Below are 18,770 nucleotides of genomic sequence, written 5' to 3' on the forward strand. Positions count from 1 at the left end.
GTTAGCGTTAACATTCACTGAGAAGGCACGGTGCCGATGTCGTCACGTCCTTGGGCCTGGTCTGGGGCCGTTCCTCACTGTCCGTCGAGCTGGCCGCGCCTCCCGACGGGCCGGTCAGGCTGGCCGGGTTGACCGCCGAGGGCGTGAGCGCGCACATCTCCACACCGGCGACCGATACCGGACAGCCGTTGGTCGAGGTCCTGGTCGCCGGGGAGGGACACCGGTGGTCCGGGCCGCGTTCGGTGGACACCGCCGTCGGGGCCCGGCTGCGGTGCGCCGGGCACCAGGAGTCGCGGGCGGACGGCTGGTCGGTGCTCGAGGTCGACCAGGTCGACGACCGGACCGGTCTGCACGTCCGGGTCTGCTTCCGGACACGGGAGGGGTTGCCCGCCGTCCAGATGTGGACCCAGGTGCAGGCCGGCGTTCCTGACCCCGTTGTCCCGCGCGCGGTCAGCTCGCTGGCCGCCACCTTCTCCGCAGCGGACACTGTGGACGGTGTCGAGGTTCACCTCGACGAGAACGACTGGCTCGCCGAGAGCCGGTGGCAGCGGATCCCGGTGCGGCGACGGCGGTCGCCCGACGTCGATCTCGGGCTCCACGCCCAGCGCCCGCGTGGCGCGCTCACCGTGGTCAGCCACGGATCGTGGTCCAGCGACGAGTACCTGCCCATCGGTGTCCTCCACGACACCGCGAACAACCACGCGTGGGCCTGGCAGATCGAGCACAACGACGCCTGGCGCCGGGAGGTCGACGAGCGCACCGACGGCGTCTACGTGACCGCGCTCGGCCCGAATGACGCCGACCACCAGTGGCAGCACCCGCTCGGCCCCGAGCAGGAGTTCGTCAGTGCGCCCGTCGGGCTCGCGGCCGGTGCCGGTTTCGACGCGGCCGCCGCGGGGCTCACTGAGTACCGGCAAGCCATCCGGCGGGAACACCCCGACAATGACGCATTGCCCGTCGTCTTCAACGACTACATGAACACCCTCGACGGGGACCCCATCACCGAGCGCCTGTTGCCGCTGATCGACGCGGCGGCGGCAACAGGCGCCGAGTACTTCTGCATCGACGCCGGCTGGTACGACGAGGACGGCACCTGGTGGGACAGCGTCGGGGAACGGACACCGTCCACTACCCACTTCCCCAGCGGCCTCGGCGAGGTGATCGCGCACATCCGGGACGCCGGCACGGCACCGGGGCCGTGGCTCGAACCCGAGGTGGTGGGCGTGCGGAGCCCGGTCGCGCAGAGCCTGCCGCCGGAGGCGTTCTTCCAGCGGGACGGGCACCGGCAGGTCGAGCACGGCCGCTACCACCTCGACCTGACCCACCCGGACGCCCGCGCGTACCTCGACGCGACCATCGACCGCCTCGTCACCGAGTTCGGCATCCGGTACTTCAAGCTGGACTACAACATCAACCCCCCGGGCCCGGCACGCAGGCGAAGACCGACTCGGCCGGCGCCGGGCTGCTCGCGCACACCCGGGCGCACCGGCGCTGGCTGGAGTCCGTCCTTGACCGCCATCCCGGGCGGGTGCTGGAGAACTGGGCGTCTGGGGCAGTGCGTGCCGGCTACGCGCTGCTGTCCCGCATGCAGCTGCAGTCCACAAGCGACCAGCGCAACCCCCTGCGGCACCCGCCGATCGCGGCCGCCGCGCCGATGGCGGTGCTGCCGCACCATGTGCACGGGCATGCTCGGCAGGCTCTACCTGTCCGGGCACCTCAACCGGATCAGCGAGGCGCAGCTCGTGCTGGTGCGGGAGGGCGTGCGCGCAAAGGCGATCCGCGCCGACCTCGCGGGCGCCGTGCCGTTCTGGCCGCTGGGGCTGCCGGACTGGGACGCGCCGTGGCTCGCGCTCGGACTGCGTTCCGGCACGGACACCTATCTCGCCGTGTGGCGGCGGCCCGGCGCGGACGACACGGTCTCACTGCCTGTCCCTCACCTGCGTGGCGCTCGGAGTCGGCTCGGCCTGCTGTACCCGAGCACCCTGCCGGCATGGTCGCACTCGTGGAGGCCCGACGCCGGCGTCCTCGACCTGACCGCCACCGAGGCGCCCTCCACACGGATTCTCCGGCTGACGACCTGAATCCCCTCGCCGACCAGAGGATGTGACTCAATGAACTTCTCGAGAGGAGAGCACATGCGAAAACTGGTCACCGCGGTCGCGGCGCTGACCATGGTCGCCGCGACGACCAGCGCCCTGCCCGCACAAGCGCAAGCCGTCCAACAGGTGCGCGTCGACCTCGGTCAGCGCACCGGGGAGTTCCTCGGCGACAGCGGCGGTGTCCTCTATGGACTGTCTGACGAGGGTGTGCCGAGCGACAACACGCTCGAACCACTGCGGATGCACAGCATCAACCAGAAGCCGCCGGCCGGCGCCCAGCACCCGAACGGTGACGCGCTCGTCGTGGCGGAGCCGTTCTTCCGCACCGGTGGCGAGTACATCCAGATGAACGTGCAGGACATGTACGCGGAGTGGCCCTACGAGAACCCGGGTGGCGTCGTCCCGTGCAACCAGGTCTGCTTCGACGACTACATGACGAAGCTGGCGTGGGTGGTCGACCAGGCCTCCCGCAGCCCGCACGCCGACCGGTTCGTCTACGTGCCGTTCAACGAGCCCGACTACATCTGGTACGAGCTGGGCACCGGTGACGAGGCGGCATACCGGACCCGGATGGCGGCCTATCTGAACCACTGGAAACAGGCGGTCACCTACATCCGCACACATCACCCCGGCGCTCGCGTGATGGGGATGAACGACGCCACCTTCCGTCATCGCAACTACACCGACTTCCTCACCTTCGCCCGCGACAACGACGTCCTGCCGGACATCACCTCGTGGCACCAGTTGCCGTCCGACAGCCTCGACCCCGCGAGCGGCAACTACTTCCGCACCACCTACCGGACCTACCGGGAACTGGAGCGCGAGCTGGGTATCTCGCCCAGACCCATCAACATCAACGAGTACGGCGGCAACCGGGACCTCACCGTGCCCGGCCAGCTGGTCAAATGGACCGCCATGTTCGAAGAAGCCAAGGTCGCCGCAGGCGGCAAGGCGTACTGGACCGCCGCGGGCGGCCTTGCAGGCGACGTCGTCCAGACCAACAAGCCGGGTGCCGGCTGGTGGTTCTACAAGATGTACGCGGACATGAACGGCGGGCAGACGGTCCGGGTGACCCGTCCGGACACCACGACCGTGGACGCCATGGAGGCGATCGCCGTCATGGACGACCGGCGGCGGCAGGCCAGGATCGTGGCGGGCGGCACGGCGTCGGACTTCGACGTGGTGGTCGACGGTGCAGGCGCGTTCGGCAGGCGCGTGAACATCGTGGTTTCGGCGACGACGTGGAGCGGTCAGAACTCGGACGCCGGCCCGCCGGAGGTGCTGTTCCGCGGTGACGTCACGCCGTCGCCGGGCGGCCGGGTGACCGTGCCGATCCGCGGCCTGGACCGCGCAGGCGACGGCGGCGCCAACGCGGACCTGATGGCGGCGTACGAGATCGTCCTCACGCCGGGCGGCAAGGGGACCGGCGCACCGGTTTCGCGGCCGTGGCGTGCCGTGTACGAGGCGGAGAACGCTCGCATCACGGCGGGCACGGTGCGCACGCAGGGCACCCTGGAGAACTGGAACGGGGCGCCCGCGTCCGGCACCAAGGATGTCGGCTCGCTCAACCAGGCGGACAGCGCGGTGACCTTCGATGTGACCGTGCCTGTCGCCGGCCGCTACCGGCTGGGCGTGATGTACGGGAACCAGACCGGCGCGCACTCGCAGCAGGCGTTGACCGTCAACGGCGGCCAGGCGCGGCTGGTCGACTACGAGGCCACGATGAACTGGACGTGGCGTACCCGGGCGGACGTGGTTGTCGACCTCGTCCGGGGACGCAACGAGATCCGGCTCGGCAAGTCCCATCCGGCGGTCGGCACCGCGGTCGGGGAGGCCACGCTGGACCGGCTCGACGTGGAGCGGGTCACCCCGCCCGCGCCCCGGTTGTACGAGGCGGAGCTCAGCCAGACGACGGGTCCGGTCGGGTTCGCCTACGACCAGCGTGAGCAGTCCGGCAGCGGCCACCTGACGTTGAAGCGGGGCGGCGAGGCGCTGTTCGTGGTGTACGCGGAACAGGACGGCTACTACGACCTCGACTTCCGGCACAGCGCGTCCCGGCAGGGTGCCGTGGCCGAGGTCGGGCTCGACCGGCGCGAGGTGGGTGTGCTGCGCGGCCGGCCGGGCGGCCGGTTCTGGGACGGCGACCGGCAGCGGCTGTTCCTGTCGGCCGGCGTCAACCGGGTGACCGTGAGGGCCACCGCGCCACTCCGGTTGGACCGGGTCGTCGCGACGCAGGCCACCGGCCCGGTGCGGTCGGTGGAGGCGGAGGACGCCGTGCTCGCAGGCGCCGCGGCCGTCCGGTCCCAGGTGAACGCCTCGGGCGGTGAGTTCGTCGGCGGCGTCGGCAACGGCGCGGCGAACTCGGTGACGTTCGAGGTGCTCGCGGAACGGGGGGGCGAACACATGCTGGTCGTGCACTACGCGAACGACGAGCGCGACACCGGGCACCCGTACAACACCGACATCATCTCCCGCCCGCTGGACGTGTCGGTCAACGGCGGCGCCTCGGTCCGGCACTGGTTCAAGAACACGTGGTCGTGGAGCAACTGGTGGGCCAGGGGCGTCCCGGTGACGCTCGAGAAGGGCCGCAACGTGATCACGCTGTTCAACGACCCAGCGAACGGCGCGACGGCGCCCGACTGCCCGGCGCCGTGCCGTCCCGTACTGGACAGCGGCTGGGCACCGGACCTCGACCGCTTCGAGATAGCCCCGATCAGGATCAGCTGATCCGATCCCCTCGGGGACAGCTCGGCCCCGTAGCCGCGGCGGCCGTTGCAGTGGCGGGCGGGCAGCGGCACCCCGTGCCCTCGGGCCAGTGCGGCGGCCCGGCCCGCGTCCCATGTGGCGCCGAGCCGTTCGTACATCGCGGCGGCCGCGCGCAGTGCCTCGGCGCCGCGTTCGTCGCCGGACGCCAGCCACGCCCCGGCCGCCACCTCCTGCGCGCGACCGGCCTCATAGGACGCCGACACCCGCTCGAACTTCACCGCCGCGGTCACGAGGTCGTCCGGCCGGTTGTCCAGCACGCCCCGCGTGTACGCCAGCACCGCGGGGGACAGCGGGGCGTCCAGCCGGGCGGCGCGGCGGCCGCCTGGTCGGCGAGCCGCCGCGCCGCCGCCTGCTCACCTGCGGCCACCAGTACGTCGACCGCGGCGGGCCGGCGTCCACGCCCCTCTTCGTGTCCAGCACGGCCAGCAGCGTCCGCACGCGGCCAGCCCGTCCCAGCGCCCCGTGCAGTACGTGAGCGCGAGCCCCGCACGGATCATGACCGCCAGCCTGCGGTTCTGCTGGGCCGCGTCGGCGCGCGATGCGGCGTCGAGCAACGTCTCGGCGATCGGCAGGTGACTCGGGTAGCAGGCCGCGACCCCGAGCGAGTAGTAGCCGTTCGCCTCCCGCCGCTGCCAGGGCGCCCCGCGACTTGAGCAGTGGCTCGCCGGGATGGGGTGTGCGGTTGCGGTAGGACGGCCGGATCAGCAGGACTCCGCGTTCGGTGAGGTAGTGGTCCAGTTCGCGGGAGACGTAGCCCTTGTCGGCGATGATCAGCAGCCCGGGGCCTCAGTGAGCAGGTGGGGTTCATGGTCGCAGATCGCCATGAGCACTTGCCGCTCGTCGATCTTCGGATCGGCTGACGCCCGTGTGACGGGTAGTCCGGCCGGGGTGCAGACCAGATGCAGGCGCAGGCCCCAGAACCAGCGGGAGTGTGAGCGGCAGTAGCCGTTGCCCAGCCGGCCAGTTCCGAGCGTTTCACGGTGGGCAGGGAGCGTCCGCATTCGACTGGGGGGAGTCGATGATCCAGGTGGTGTCGGTCCACAGGTCAGTGTCCGCCGCTAACCAGCGCATGACCTGCTTGACCAGCGGTAACGCGGCGCGCGGGCGACGGTTGTAGCCGGACTGGCCGGGCAGGTACCGGAACGCGCCGGGCATCCGGACGGGCAGGAACCGCAGCCAGCGGGCCTCGGAGGTGAATCCCAGCAGCGCCTGAACACCCTTCGTCCGTCTCCGGTCACCTACCCGATATACGCATTACTCGTCTAGGTGATGACGGCGCGGAACTGGTATCGGTCACCGCGGTAGGCCTGGTCGGTGAGCTCCAGCGGGTGGCCGTGCTGGCTGTAGGTGAGCTGGCGCGCCATCAGGACCGGGACGGACGTGCCTTCCAGTTCCAGCAAGCGGTTCTCCTCGCGGCTGGGCGGCCGTGCCTCCACGGCGTACTCGGCGCGGCGCGGGATCTGGGGCGGGTCGGCGGTCAGCAGCGTGGCGTACAGCGACGCGCTCGTGAAGTCCGTGTCCACGAGGTCGGGGCACAGGGCCAGTGGCAGCCGGTTGTGCTCAAGGGTCACGACCATCCCGTTGAGCGAGCGCAGCCGCCGCATCTCGAACAGGTTGGCGCCCGGTGCGATGCGCAGGCGCTGCGCCTCCCGGACCGTGCACGGGCGGACGTGCGACAGCAACACCTGCGTGCTCAGCGGGATGCGGTGTTTGCGGGCGTAGTCGGCGAAGCCCTCGACGTGGGTGGTGGCGGTCGCGGCGGTCACCTCGCCCGCGACGAACCAGCCGCGGGCTGGTGCGGCCTGCACGGCACCGTGTTCGGCGAGGAATGCCAGCGCGGAACGCATCGTCACGCGGGAGGCGTGGTAGCGGTCGGCGAGGACCCGTTCGGACGGGAGGCGGTCGCCGGCGCGCGCACCGTTCGCGCGAAGGTCGTCCCAGAGCCGGCCCGCGATCCGCTCGTACAGCGGGACGGACTCCGGGTCGAGGGCGCCGCGGGGGAGTTCGAGAGGCGGGAGTCCACGGCCTGGACTAGGCATACCAGTATGCTACCAGTATCAGATTCATTGCAGACCAGTCTGCGCGCTCCTAACTTTCGCGACATGACTCCACTGCGCGCGTGGCTGGCCCGGCACCACGAGGGCGAACCCGTCGGCGTGACCTCCGTGTGCTCGGCACATCCTCTGGTCATCGAGGCCGCCGCCCTCCAGGTGAAGGACGGCGGCGGGGTGCTGTTGGTCGAGGCGACCTCGAACCAGGTGGACCAGTACGGCGGCTACACCGGCATGCGCCCCGCCGACTTCGCGGCGCTGGTGCACGGGATCGTCGACCGGGCCGGGCTGCCGCGTGAGCGGGTCGTGCTCGGCGGGGACCACCTCGGTCCGCAGCGGTGGCGCGACCTCGGCCCGGACGAGGCGATGGACCGCGCCGACGCTCTGGTGACCGCCTACGTGCGGGCCGGCTTCACCAAGATCCACCTGGACTGCAGCGCCGCGTGCGCGGGCGACCCGGTTCCGCTGCCCGGCACCCTGGTCGCCGAGCGTGCCGCCCGGCTCGCGCGGACGGCCGAGAAGGCGGCCGCCGAGGTGCGCGCGGACCTCGGCTACGTGATCGGCACCGAGGTCCCGGTGCCGGGCGGGGCGCGGGAGACCATCGAGTCGCTCACCCCGACCACCCCGCAGGCGGCGCGGGCGACGGTCGCCGAGCACCGCGCCGCGTTCGCCGAGGCCGGCGTGGACGATGCGTGGGAGCGGGTTATCGCGCTCGTCGTGCAGCCGGGCGTCGAGTTCGACCACGTCCGGGTCGTCGACTACGCCCCCGCCGCGGCCCGGAGCCTGAGCGAGGTCGTCACCGAGTACCCCGGCCTCGTGTTCGAGGCGCACTCCACCGACTACCAGACCCGCGACGGGCTGGCCGCGCTCGTGCGCGACCACTGGGCGGTGCTCAAGGTGGGGCCGGGTCTGACGTTCGCGCTGCGGGAGGCGTTGTTCGCGCTCGCGGCGATCGAGGACGAGCTGGCGGGGGACCGGTCGGGTCTCGTGGACAAGCTGGAGGCCGCCATGCTCGCCGACCCCTCCTGGTGGGCCGGGTACTACGACGGGGACCCGGATCAGCAACGGCTCGCCCGCCGCTACAGCTACAGCGACCGGTCGCGGTACTACTGGCCGCGGCCGGAGGTCGAGGCCGCCGTCGAGCGTCTGTTCCACAACCTCGACACCGTGGGCATCCCGCTGCCGCTGCTGAGCCAGTACCTCCCGGACCAGTACCGGCGCGTCCGCGCCGGCGAGCTGTCGCCGACGGCACGTGCCCTGGTGATCGACCACGTCCGCGACGTGCTGCGCGAGTACGCCCACGCGTGCGGGGAGGTCGCGGCATGACCGGGGACCTGTGGACCGCACGCGAGATCACCCAGCAGCCCGCCGTCTGGCGCACGCTCGCCGAGCACCTGGCCGCCGGCAAGGCGCGGATCGACGCGTTCCTCGCGCCACTGCTGGCCCGCGACGACCTACGGATCGTGCTCACCGGCGCAGGCACGTCAGCGTTCGCCGGGGAGATCATCGCCCCCGGGCTGACGAGGGCGCTGCGCCGCCGCGTGGACGCGGTCGCCACCACGGACCTGGTGAGCAATCCCCGCGAGCACCTGGCCGAGGACGTCCCGACGCTCCTCGTGTCCTTCGCGCGCTCCGGGGACAGCCCCGAGTCGCTCGCCGCGGTCCGGCTCGCGGACGAGGTCCTGTCCGACGCCTGGCACCTGGTCCTCACGTGCAACCCGGACGGGCAGCTGTACCGGACCACGAACGGGGACCGCAGCCTCGCCCTGCTGATGCCCGAGGGCACCAACGACCGCGCCTTCGCCATGACCTCCAGCGTCACCAGCATGATGCTGGCCGCCCTGACCGTCCTCGGGGCCGGCCCGGACGTCCCGCTCCTCGCGGACGTCGCGGCGGCGGCCCTGCCGGACCTGGCCAAGCGGGCGCGCGTGCTGGCCGAGGAGGGCGCGGACCGGTTCGTCTACCTCGGCAGCGGCGCGTTCGCCGGGCTCGCCCGCGAGTCCGCGCTGAAGCTGCTCGAGCTGACCGCGGGACGGGTCGTGAGCTACTTCGAGTCCTCACTGGGCTTCCGGCACGGCCCCAAGTCCGTGCTCAACGACGACACGGTGGCTTTCGTCTACCTGTCCAACGACCGGTACACGCGGCAGTACGACGTCGACATCGCCCGCGAGCTGCGCGCCGCACTGCCCGACGGGCACGTGATCACCATCGGCTGCCGGGACGACGCGGAGGAGGAGACCTGGTCGTTCCCGGGGCTCGGGCACCTGCCGGACGCCACCGTCGCGCCGGTCCTGCTGCTGGCCGCGCAGCACGTCGCGCTGGCGACGTCGCGCGCGCTCGGGCTGGACCCGGACAACCCGTTCCCGGCCAACGAAGTGAACCGGGTCGTGCAGGGGGTGACCATCCATGCCCTCGACGAGTGACACGGGTGTGTTCCTCGGCGTGGACGGTGGCGGCACCAAGACCGCGTTCGCGCTGCTGACCGGGGACGGCGAGCTGCTCGCCACCGCGCTGGCGCCGAGCAGCTACTACCTCGGGCACAGCATCGACCTGGTCGAGGAGGTCCTGCGCGCCGGCGTCACCGCGGTGTGCGGCGAGACCGGCGTCGCCCCGGCGGACATCACCTACGCGTTCGTCGCGCTCCCCGGCTACGGCGAGGTGAGTGCCGACCTCGAGACCCTGAACGGGATCCCGGCCCGGGTGCTCGGCCACGAGCGGTACCGCTGCGACAACGACATGGTCGCGGGCTGGGCCGGTTCGCTGGGCACCGCCGACGGCGTGAACGTGATCGCGGGGACCGGGTCCATGACCTACGGCGAACACGACGGCCGCGGCCTGCGGGTCGGGGGTTGGGGTGAGCTGTTCGACGACGAGGGCTCGGCCTACTGGATCGCGATCCGCGGGCTGAACGCGTTCGCGCGGATGTCCGACGGCAGGCTGCCTGCCGGACCGCTGCACGAGCGCATGACCGGTCATCTCCGCCTCGCCACCGACCACGACCTCGTCGACGTGGTGCTCAACCGGTGGCAGGGCGACCGGATGAAGGTGGCGTCCCTGGCCCAGGTCGTCACCGCGGCCGCGGCCGACGGCGACACCGCGTGCGCCGCGATCCTCCGCGAGGCGGGCGAGCGGCTCGCGGACCTCGTGCTCGCCACGATCGACCGGCTCGGCTACGCACCCGGTGAGGTCGTCCCGGTGTCGTGGTCCGGCGGTGTCTTCGCGAGCGAACAGGTGCGGGCCGCGTTCCGCGGCCGCCTCGCCGACGCGCCGGTCGACCTGCGCACCCCGCTCCTCCCGCCGGTCCTCGGCGCCGCGCTGTACGCGGCCCGCCTGTCCGGCCGCCCACTGCCCTCCGGAGCCGTCGACCGGCTGCGGACCCACGCGACCACCGTGCCCCAAGGAGGCGACGATGCCTGATCCCGTCACGACCCGCGGCGGCAGCCGCTGGATCCCCTACGCCGGACTGCTCGTGCTGTTCTGGGGCGTGTGGGGCGCGTTCTCCGGCACCCCGACCTCGTTGTACGACTACCCCAACGAGATGGTGTACATCCTGTGGGCGTTCACCATGATCATCCCCGCTGTGGTCGCCATGCGCGGTCAGCGGTTCGACCGGCGGCCCGTCGCGGCGGTGTACGGCCTCGTCGTCGGCCTTACCGGCGCAGGCGGCCAGCTCGTGCTGTTCAAGGCCCTCACCATCGGCCCCGCGTACCTGATCTTCCCGCTCATCTCGATCTCACCCGCGATCACCGTGCTGATGGCGGTGGCGATCCTGCGGGAACGCATCCGTCCACTCGCGACGGTCGGCGTGGTGGCCGCGCTCGCGTCCATCGTCCTGTTCAGCATCAGCAGCGGCTCCGACGACGCGACTGCGGGACCGTGGCTGGTCCTGGCGCTGATCGTCATGGTCGCGTGGGGTGTGCAGGCCTTTTTCATGAAGAAGGCCGCCAACGTCGGCGTGAACGACGCGACGACCTTCGCGTGGATGACCATCAGCGGGCTGCTGCTCGTGCCCGTCGCCTGGTTCATGATGGGGGACTACCCCGGTGACGCGCCCTGGCAGGCACCCGCCCTCACGCTCGGCACCCAGCTGCTCAACGCGGTCGGCGCGCTGTTCCTCGTCATGGCGCTCTCCCGGGGCAAGGCGACCATCGTCGCCCCGGTGACCAACGCCCTCGCGCCCGTCCTCACCATCGTCATCTCGCTGATCGTCTACCAGACCCTGCCGTCGATGTACGGGTTCATCGGCATCCTCCTCGCCATCGGCGGCTCCACCCTCATGGTCTACGCGGACGAGGCCGACACCGGCACTGCGGTCGCGGCCGACGCCGGTGCCGCGAAGAAGGCCGTGACCCACTCCGACCGATCCTGACGCCGACCAGCCAGCACACCTCCAACGAAGGAGAGTCCGACATGGCCGACATGAAGCGGCGCACCGTACTGAAGGTGGCACTGGGAGGCGCAGGCCTGGCCGCCGTTCCCGCGCTGACCGGCGGCGCCGGACCTGCGGCCGCCACCCCGAACCGCGGCCCCCACCTCGTCGGGGTCGGCGACACGTCCATCACCGTGGAGTTCGACGACGAGCTGCGCAGCCGGGTTGCCCTGCAGGGCAACGACATCACCCGGTTCGACGCCGGTGAGGCGCTGCTGCTCGGCGACCGGGCCATCGACAGGTTCGCCTACCGCGGCCACCGGACCCACGAGACGTGGCACCCCCGGCACGGCGCGGGCGTCCGGGTGACGATCGAGGGCGACGCCCGGGAAGGCGTGCGGAAGACGGTCGAGCTGACCTCCTTCCGGCGCCTCGCCGGGATGGTCGTCATGAAGGTGACCTACACCAACCGCTCCCGTTCCGTGCTGAACGTGACCGGGTGGCGCAACTGCGCTCACGAACTCCTGGCCGCGCCGGGCGGTTTCCACACCTTCTCCGGCACCACCCACGAGGACCGTAGGGACTGGGTGCAGCCGATGACGGACGGTTTCGCCCAGGAGAACTCGCTGGGGATGGTCTCCTCCGACTACGGCGGCGGCACACCGCTGGCGACCGTCTGGCGCCGGGGCGCCGGCCTGTCCGTCGGACACGTCGAGCCGGTGGCGAGGATCCTGCGCATGCCCGTGCGCAGGACGGCAGGCGGCGCGAGCATCGCCATCGAGGGTGACGTCGCCCGGGCGTTGGAGCCGGGGCAGCGGCTCGCCACCGACACCACGTTCCTGACCGCCCACCCGCGCGACCACTTCGTGCCGCTGCAGCGCTACCGGGACTACATGGCCGACATCGGCCAGCAGGCTCCCAGGACACCGCGCGCCGCGGTCGAACCCATCTGGTGCGCCTGGGGTTACGAACGCGGCTTCACCGTCGACCAGATCGTGGGGACGCTGCCGAAGGTGGCCGACGTCGGTCTCGAGTGGGCGGTGCTCGACGACGGCTGGCAGACCAACGAGGGCGACTGGGACATCAACACGGAGAAGTTCCCGCGCGGCGAGGCGGACATGCGGGCCTTCACCAAGCAGATCCGGGATGCGGGACTGCGGCCGCGCCTGTGGTGGGCGCCGCTCGCGGCGGATCCCGGGAGCAACCTGTTCGCCGAGCGCCCCGACATGCTGCTGCTGGACGAGAACGGCGACAAGCAGGACGTCACCTGGTGGGACGCCTACACGCTGTGCCCGGCGTACGAGCCCACTGTGGACTACTTCGTCGCGCAGGCGCGGAAGTTCATCCGCGACTGGGGTTACGAAGGGCTCAAGATCGACGGCCAGCACCTGAACGCCGTCGTCCCCTGCCACAACCCGGCACACGGCCACGCCCGGCCGGAGGAGTCGACCGAAGGCGCGGCCCGCTTCTGGCAGCGGGTGTACGACGCGGTGCACAAGGCGAACCGCGACGCGGTCGTCGAACTGTGCCCGTGCGGCACGGCCTTCGCGTTCCACAACCTGCCCTACGTCGACCAGTACCCGGCCTCGGACCCGCTGTCGTCCTACCAGGTCCGCACCAAGGGCAAGACGATGAAGGCGTTGATGGGCCGGGGCAGCAGCTATGCGGGCGACCACGTGGAACTGAGCGATGGCGGCGATGACTTCGCGTCGAGCTACGGCGTGGGCGCGGTGCTGTCGACCAAGTTCACCTACCCGGCGGCCTCGCCGGAGGACCCGTACGTGCTCACCCCGGAGCGGGAGGTGCTCTGGCGCAGGTGGGTGGGCCTGTACAAGGAGAACATGCTGTCCACCGGCGAGTATCGGGGCGAGCTGTACGACATCGGGTTCGACAAGCCGGAAGCGCACGTCGTCGCGAAGGGCAGGACCCTGCACTACGCGTTCTACGCCGACCGGTGGGACGGCGAGGTCGAGCTGCGCGGTCTGGAGCGCGGCCGGTACCGCCTGACCGACCCGTTCACCGGCGCCCCGCTCGGCGTCGTCGACGCCCGCCACGACACGGTGCGGCTGAGCTTCGAGCGGTTCCAGCTCGTCGTGGCCGAGCCGATCGGCTGACTGGCTACGCCGAGGTGCCCGGCGTGCCAGGGCACCTCGGCCGTCAGCGGTCCACGCGCTCGGCGGCCACCTCGGTCGTGGCGCACCGCTCGGCGTTGGATGCTCCCCGTCCGGGCGACGCCGATTTCGAGGAGTTCGTCGAGGCCGTTTTGGACGTTGTTCTGGAACGGTTCGAGACCCACTTCCACCAGGTGGTCCGTCGCCTGGATGCGTTGCTGGCGAGGACCGGCCCCAGCAACGCCGATGCTGACAGCCTCCGACAGAACTTCCCCCACTGTTTCGCTTTGACAAGTTCGCCGACCCGATCAATCAGAAGAAGGATATGTTGCGCCTGGTTGTCGCGGTTTTGGAGGCGTTTCCCGGGGACGCGTTGCTGGAGTTCGCGGGGGAGTCTGGAGTGCGGTGATGCTGGGGGAGGGACGCGGTGTTGGTTCGGGACCAGTCCTCGTTGATCGCATCTCGGTTCGCTGCCTACGGCCACCGCGAACTTCAGCGGCTACCCGGAGTGCCCCCGGCCGCGACCCGGCGCCTCGAGACCGCCTGCCGGGGGCGAGCAACGTCCCGCACCACCGCCGCGCCCACGATGCGCGGCAGGAATTCGGCGCGCAGCAGCCACTGGTAGTGCCGCCGCTGTCCGCTCAGGCCCTTGAGCGCCAGCTCCGAGACGACGGAGTTGTGGAAGCGGATAAACGCAAGGTGCGTTTACGCGACTACGAGGCTCTCGTCGTTGCGCGAGTCCGGTATCAGTGGCTCGCGCCGGTCGGCCCTCCCGAGCTGCGCCTCGGTCCGATCCACGTCAGGCTGCGGGTCGACGAACAGACCGAGGTAGGTGAAGCCCTGGTCGGCTCGTCGACGAAGACCAGCGAGGCGGGGTGGGTGAGCAGGACCCGCAGCCAGCGGCGATTTCCACCCCGTCGATCAGGTCTCCACCTGGCGGGTGATGGTCGGCGGCGTCATCGCCCAGCGGATCGCGCTCACCAGGCCTCGGCCCGCGATCGTCACACCGGTTCGTTCCACCAGTGGGAGGTAGGGCAGTCGCAGTGGGCGGCGCCCCCATCTCGGCAGCAGGGCCACGGCCGACGCCGCCAGCACCGCGTAGGGCGGTCGCGCCGCCAGCGGTAGGGGTGGATTGAGCAGCAGGAACCTCGCGGTCTCGCGCGCCGCGGCGGTGCCGTGCAGCTCGGGACGGTAGGCGGCGAGCCGGTCGGCGAGCTCGGCCCGGGTTCTCGGTGGGTCGGGAACCCCCAGCGCCATGGCGACCCTCGCGGCGTCGGCGACGTACCCGTCGGCCGTCGAGTCATCGAGCCGGCCCGCGCCGTAGCGCTGGTAAGCGCGGAGGAAGCTGTCGACCTCGGCGATGTGTACCCACTCGAGCAGGTGTGGGTCGTCGGCGCGGTAGGGCGTGCCGTCCTCGGCCCGGCCGCGGACCCGGTGGTGGATCGCACGCACCCGGTCGACGGCGGACTGGGCGTGTTCGGCCGTGCCGAACGTGGTCTCGGCGAGGAACGTGCTGGTCCGCTGCAGTCGCCCCCACGGATCGCCCCGATACCCGGAGTGACCGGCGACGGCCGCCATCGCCAGCGGATGCAGCGACTGCAGCAGCAACGCGCGCAACCCGCCGACAAACATCGCGGCGTCCCCGTGCACGAGCCGTATCGGGCTGTCCGGCCCGAACCAGCGCGGCCCCGGCGTCTCGTGGATCCGGGCCCGGTTCACCGGCCCGTCGGGCCCGGCGACTCGGGCGAACAGACTCCGCCCGAGAGCTTCGCGGATCTTCGTCACCAGTTCATACTCGCCCACGGCGACCTCCACCGCTCGACGGCACTCCGGCCTTCTCGCGGTCGCCGGGCGGGCGGGTCGCGCTCCCGAGTGGCGCGACAGCCCGCGTACCGTCGACTGGCCGGCCCTGCCCGGTGTGGTCACCGAGCGGAACGGACGCGACGAGGCTGGTCGGTGCGCCGCCTGGAACCCACGCCGGTTTGGGCCGACCGTGGGGAGGGTATCGACGATGATCAACACGTCCGACCCAGGGAGGATGACGAATGCAGATCCAGGTCAACACCGACCACAGGGTCCACGGCGGCGAGGGCCTCGCCGCCTACGTGACGACGGACCTGACGTCCGAGCTGTCCCGGTTCGACGGGTGGCTAACCCGGGTGGAAGTACACATCAGCGAGGACGGGACGGGTCATGGCGAGGACAAGCGCTGCGTGATCGAGGCGCGACCGGCGGGCGCGCAGGCAGTCGCGGTCACCCACCGTGCCGGATCGGTGGACGACGCCTACAGCGGCGCGGTCGCCAAGCTGGCGAAGGTGCTGGACAGCAAGTACTCCCGCGCGCACGACCACAAGGGCGGCGACACCGTCCGCCGCATGCCTCCCCCCGACGAGCCGACCTGAGAGGGGCCTGGGAACGGGTACGGCGCGCCGTGCGGGTGGACGGATGCCCGTTTGCCGGCGCTGACGCCACTCGCCTGCGCCACGCGAACGACACCGGTTCGGGTCGCCAGTCCGGGTCTGCGTGATCAGTTCCGCACTGATTGCGCACTGCTCGCGCATGGGTTGCCGTGGATTCGATCTTGAGCAGTAGTTCGGTCCGAGGCGGTGCGGAGTTGTGCGTCAGTTTTGAAACCGGGGGACGTGGTCCTTCTCGTCCTTCGTCAGTACCGGTGTCTGGAACCCCTGAGCACCGCAGTGCGCCGTAGATGCGCCAACGTCCGCCTGCGATGACGGCACGTTTCTCGCTCGCGGGAGGTTCGTGCACGGTGGGGCCGCCGTCGACAACGGCGCCGGCCCGGGCGCCGGGCAGAGGACTGGGTCGCTGAGGCGGGTAGCATTCGTGCAGGTCGTTCCGGTTGGCGATGCCGCCGACCGCGATCCCGCCGGTGACGAGGTCTGTCCCGGACGTGTGCTCACGCCCGGCCAGGCCGGGCGGGTGCTGGTAGTAGTACGCCCCCCGCGTGATCGTGGGTGGGCGCATGACGATGCTGATCCACCGGGTGTTGCCGCAGCCGGGACCCGGAGGAGGACGACTATGACCGCGAACACCGAGCAGGACGGGAGCGGGTTCGCCGAGCTCGCGCTGCGGCCCGAGCTCGTGCGGGCGCTGTCCCGCCTCGGTTACGAGGAGCCGACGCCCATCCAGCGCCTCGCCATCCCGTCCCTGCTGACCGGCCGTGACCTCGTCGGGCAGGCCGCGACCGGCACCGGCAAGACGGCGGCCTTCGCGCTTCCCGTGCTGCAGCGGATTCCCTGGCCACGTCGGGAGGCCGAGCCGTTCGCGTTGGTGCTGGTGCCGACGCGGGAGCTGGCGATCCAGGTCTCCGAGGCGATGCACCGCTACGGCCACGACCTGGGTGCGCGGGTCGTCCCCGTCTACGGCGGGCAGCCGATCGGCCGCCAGCTCGGGTCGCTCAGCCGGGGCGTGGACGTGGTGGTAGCGACCCCGGGCCGAGCGCTCGACCACATCGCCAGGGGGACGTTGCGCCTGACCGGCCTGGAGATGGTGGTGCTGGACGAGGCGGACGAGATGCTCGACATGGGGTTCGCCGAGGACATCGAGGCGATCCTCCAGGACACCCCCGAGAACCGGCAGACCCTGCTGTTCTCGGCGACGATGCCGGCCAGGATCAACGGGATGGTGCGCCGCCACCTGCGTGATCCGGCTCGGATCGAGCTCGGCCGGTCCGAGTCCACGAAGGACGAGGTCGCGCTGGTGCGGCAGAGCGCGTACGTCGTTCCACGCGGGCACAAGCCGGCCGCGCTCGGGCGGGTGCTGGACATCGAGGCGCCGACGGCCGCTGTCGTGTTCTGCCGCACCCGCGAGGCGGTCGACCAGCTGACCGAGGCGTTGAACGGGCGTGGCTACCGCGCGGAAGGACTGCACGGAGGGTTGGACCAGCAGCAGCGCGACCGGGTGGTCGGACGGCTGCGGGCGGGCACGCTCGACCTCGTCGTGGCGACCGACCTGGCCGCCAGGGGGCTGGACATCGAGCAACTCACCCACGTCGTGAACTACGACGTGCCGAACGCGCCGGAGTCCTATGTGCATCGGGTCGGGCGGGTCGGTCGAGCGGGCCGGGAGGGTGTCGCCATCACCCTCGCCGAGCCCCGGGAGCACCGGATGATCAAGACGATCGAGCGGGTGACCGGCAGGCGGATTCCCGTCGAGAAGCTGCCCACCGTCGCCGACCTGCGCTCCCGCCGGCTGGAGCTGACCCGCGCCGCGCTCCGGGAGAGCCTCCTCGAGGACAACCTGGACCGCTTCCGCGCGGTGGTGGAGCTGCTCGCCGAGGAGTTCGACATCATGGAGGTGGCGCTCGCGGCCGTGAAGCTGGCGCACGAGGCGAGCGGCGCCGCCGTCGACGAGGAGGACATCCCCGAGGTCGCCCCGCCCTCGGACGAACGCACCGGCCGCCGGGTGTCCGCCGGCCGCGAGAAGGATCGCGGCAGGGCTGTGCGTGAGGGCATGACCCGGTTGTTCGTCGGGACCGGGCGTGCCGCGGGCGTGCGGCCGCAGGACCTGGTCGGCGCGATCGCCGGGGAGTCGCGGCTGACCGGCCGCGACATCGGCGGCATCGAGATCGCCGACCGCTTCTCGCTGGTCGAGGTACCGGAGACCGCCGCCGACGAGGTGGTGGCCGCGCTCCGCGGGGTCAGCATCAAGGGGCGGCGGACGACCGTTCGGCGGGAGCGCTACCAGTCCTTCCCCCGCGCGAAATCGCGCCGCGACTGACCGATCGCCCGCGGACCGGCGGGATTGGGCACGGTGAGTGATGACATCTGATCCTGTGAGTCCAGGTAGGCGGGAGTCGAAGCCTGCGCGGGTGCTGTCGCCGGAGCAGGTCGCCGCGGCGCCATCGGAGTACCAGCCCGCACCGGCGGGCGGCCACCGACCCGAAGGACATCTGCCCGGAGACCGACCGGCCCCTCTGGGCCACGACCGCGCCCGGGTCCTGCTCGGCGAACACGCCGACGGGGCTGGAGCTGCATCAGCTGCGGCACGGCGCGGTCAGCCGCCTCGGCGATGCCAACATCCTAGTTAGACCAGAGATACAAGGGCCGGCCCTGCCGGCTCGCGTCGGACGGGCGCCCCATCCCGGGGTTGTGGCCCGCGGCTGTGACCGATGCCGAAACGAGCACTTGGCGTGCCAGTGCGTGACGCTCGCCGGGCGTGAGGCTGTCGGCCTCGGCGAGCAGCGGGGTTGAGGAACGCGGCGCGGTGCGCTCGGCGAGCTCAGCCCGGGGCCTGGGCACTCTGGTTGCCACTCAGGGCTAGTCGAGACACCGCCGCATCAGCTGGTCTACCCGCCTCATCGGTTCGACACACGGTGTTCCGCGGCGGAACCGACTATCTGGTGATCGGCTATGTT

At 71.4% G+C, this 18,770-nt stretch carries 13 protein-coding genes and 1 pseudogene; 11 read left to right on the plus strand and 3 right to left on the minus strand.

All coding sequences use genetic code 11. The annotated features are described in order from the left end of the window. The first annotated feature begins 50 nt into the window (after positions 1–50). The 3 genes from BU204_RS10615 to BU204_RS39015 all read left to right on the plus strand — a co-directional run bounded on the left by BU204_RS10615 (position 51) and on the right by BU204_RS39015 (position 5,441). Positions 51–2,081, plus strand: a complete 2,031-nt coding sequence (locus tag BU204_RS10615; protein ID WP_143229429.1) for an alpha-galactosidase — start codon at positions 51–53, stop codon at positions 2,079–2,081. A gap of 54 nt (positions 2,082–2,135) precedes the next feature. Next, positions 2,136–4,826 (plus strand): CBM35 domain-containing protein, encoded by a 2,691-nt coding sequence (locus BU204_RS10620; protein WP_158073437.1) that lies wholly within the window; start codon positions 2,136–2,138, stop codon positions 4,824–4,826. Positions 4,827–5,129: 303 nt separating this feature from the next. Beyond that, on the plus strand, positions 5,130–5,441 hold the full coding sequence (locus BU204_RS39015) for a hypothetical protein (protein ID WP_143229430.1): 312 nt from the start codon (positions 5,130–5,132) through the stop codon (positions 5,439–5,441). Positions 5,442–5,513: 72 nt separating this feature from the next. Here BU204_RS39015 and BU204_RS42385 read toward each other — a convergent pair. Together BU204_RS42385 and BU204_RS10630 are read right to left on the minus strand one after the other, a co-directional pair. Continuing rightward, positions 5,514–6,077 (minus strand): annotated as a pseudogene (locus tag BU204_RS42385) (transposase); the annotation flags it as partial. A gap of 50 nt (positions 6,078–6,127) precedes the next feature. Then, positions 6,128–6,904, minus strand: coding sequence for a GntR family transcriptional regulator (locus BU204_RS10630; protein ID WP_075125449.1), 777 nt, complete (start codon positions 6,902–6,904; stop codon positions 6,128–6,130). Between the two features lie 63 nt (positions 6,905–6,967). Here BU204_RS10630 and BU204_RS10635 point away from each other — a divergent pair, with 63 nt between their 5' ends. From BU204_RS10635 to BU204_RS42230, 6 genes are all read left to right on the plus strand, one after another. Beyond that, on the plus strand, positions 6,968–8,242 hold the full coding sequence (locus BU204_RS10635) for a D-tagatose-bisphosphate aldolase, class II, non-catalytic subunit (RefSeq protein WP_075125450.1): 1,275 nt from the start codon (positions 6,968–6,970) through the stop codon (positions 8,240–8,242). Beyond that, on the plus strand, positions 8,239–9,339 hold the full coding sequence (locus BU204_RS10640) for an SIS domain-containing protein (RefSeq protein ID WP_075125451.1): 1,101 nt from the start codon (positions 8,239–8,241) through the stop codon (positions 9,337–9,339). Before BU204_RS10635 ends, BU204_RS10640 begins: the two co-directional genes overlap by 4 nt. Further along, entirely contained in the window at positions 9,323–10,333 is a 1,011-nt protein-coding gene (locus tag BU204_RS10645) for an N-acetylglucosamine kinase (protein WP_233159989.1), read from the plus strand. The genes BU204_RS10640 and BU204_RS10645 overlap by 17 nt, the downstream gene beginning before the upstream one ends. Further along, positions 10,326–11,285, plus strand: coding sequence for a DMT family transporter (locus BU204_RS10650; RefSeq protein WP_075125453.1), 960 nt, complete (start codon positions 10,326–10,328; stop codon positions 11,283–11,285). The genes BU204_RS10645 and BU204_RS10650 overlap by 8 nt, the downstream gene beginning before the upstream one ends. Positions 11,286–11,326: 41 nt before the next feature. After that, a complete protein-coding gene (locus BU204_RS10655) occupies positions 11,327–13,399 on the plus strand; it encodes a glycoside hydrolase family 36 protein (protein WP_075125454.1) in 2,073 nt (690 codons plus the stop codon). Between the two features lie 274 nt (positions 13,400–13,673). Beyond that, on the plus strand, positions 13,674–13,805 hold the full coding sequence (locus BU204_RS42230; RefSeq protein WP_408608000.1) for a SitI3 family protein: 132 nt from the start codon (positions 13,674–13,676) through the stop codon (positions 13,803–13,805). A 512-nt stretch (positions 13,806–14,317) separates the two neighbouring features. Here the strand turns inward: BU204_RS42230 and BU204_RS10660 are convergent. Continuing rightward, on the minus strand, positions 14,318–15,199 hold the full coding sequence (locus BU204_RS10660; RefSeq protein ID WP_075125481.1) for an oxygenase MpaB family protein: 882 nt from the start codon (positions 15,197–15,199) through the stop codon (positions 14,318–14,320). Positions 15,200–15,441: 242 nt separating this feature from the next. On the opposite strand from BU204_RS10660, the gene BU204_RS10665 reads away from it, so the two are divergent. Together BU204_RS10665 and BU204_RS10670 are read left to right on the plus strand one after the other, a co-directional pair. Then, on the plus strand, positions 15,442–15,798 hold the full coding sequence (locus tag BU204_RS10665; protein ID WP_075125455.1) for an HPF/RaiA family ribosome-associated protein: 357 nt from the start codon (positions 15,442–15,444) through the stop codon (positions 15,796–15,798). Positions 15,799–16,432: 634 nt separating this feature from the next. Beyond that, positions 16,433–18,133 (plus strand): DEAD/DEAH box helicase, encoded by a 1,701-nt coding sequence (locus tag BU204_RS10670; RefSeq protein ID WP_075125456.1) that lies wholly within the window; start codon positions 16,433–16,435, stop codon positions 18,131–18,133. The last annotated feature ends 637 nt before the right edge of the window (positions 18,134–18,770 follow it).

It is taken from the genome of Actinophytocola xanthii, from assembly GCF_001921205.1.
Lineage (GTDB): Bacteria > Actinomycetota > Actinomycetes > Mycobacteriales > Pseudonocardiaceae > Actinophytocola > Actinophytocola xanthii.

Excerpts from the sequence above, each read along its gene's own strand:
- BU204_RS10620 (WP_158073437.1), top strand. The coding sequence starts at position 2,136 with ATGCGAAAACTGGTCACCGCGGTCGCGGCGCTGACCATGGTCGCCGCG.
- BU204_RS10630 (WP_075125449.1), bottom strand. The coding sequence starts at position 6,904 with ATGCCTAGTCCAGGCCGTGGACTCCCGCCTCTCGAACTCCCCCGCGGC.
- BU204_RS10635 (WP_075125450.1), top strand. The coding sequence starts at position 6,968 with ATGACTCCACTGCGCGCGTGGCTGGCCCGGCACCACGAGGGCGAACCC.
- BU204_RS10640 (WP_075125451.1), top strand. The coding sequence starts at position 8,239 with ATGACCGGGGACCTGTGGACCGCACGCGAGATCACCCAGCAGCCCGCC.
- BU204_RS10645 (WP_233159989.1), top strand. The coding sequence starts at position 9,323 with ATGCCCTCGACGAGTGACACGGGTGTGTTCCTCGGCGTGGACGGTGGC.
- BU204_RS10650 (WP_075125453.1), top strand. The coding sequence starts at position 10,326 with ATGCCTGATCCCGTCACGACCCGCGGCGGCAGCCGCTGGATCCCCTAC.
- BU204_RS10655 (WP_075125454.1), top strand. The coding sequence starts at position 11,327 with ATGGCCGACATGAAGCGGCGCACCGTACTGAAGGTGGCACTGGGAGGC.
- BU204_RS10665 (WP_075125455.1), top strand. The coding sequence starts at position 15,442 with ATGCAGATCCAGGTCAACACCGACCACAGGGTCCACGGCGGCGAGGGC.
- BU204_RS10670 (WP_075125456.1), top strand. The coding sequence starts at position 16,433 with ATGACCGCGAACACCGAGCAGGACGGGAGCGGGTTCGCCGAGCTCGCG.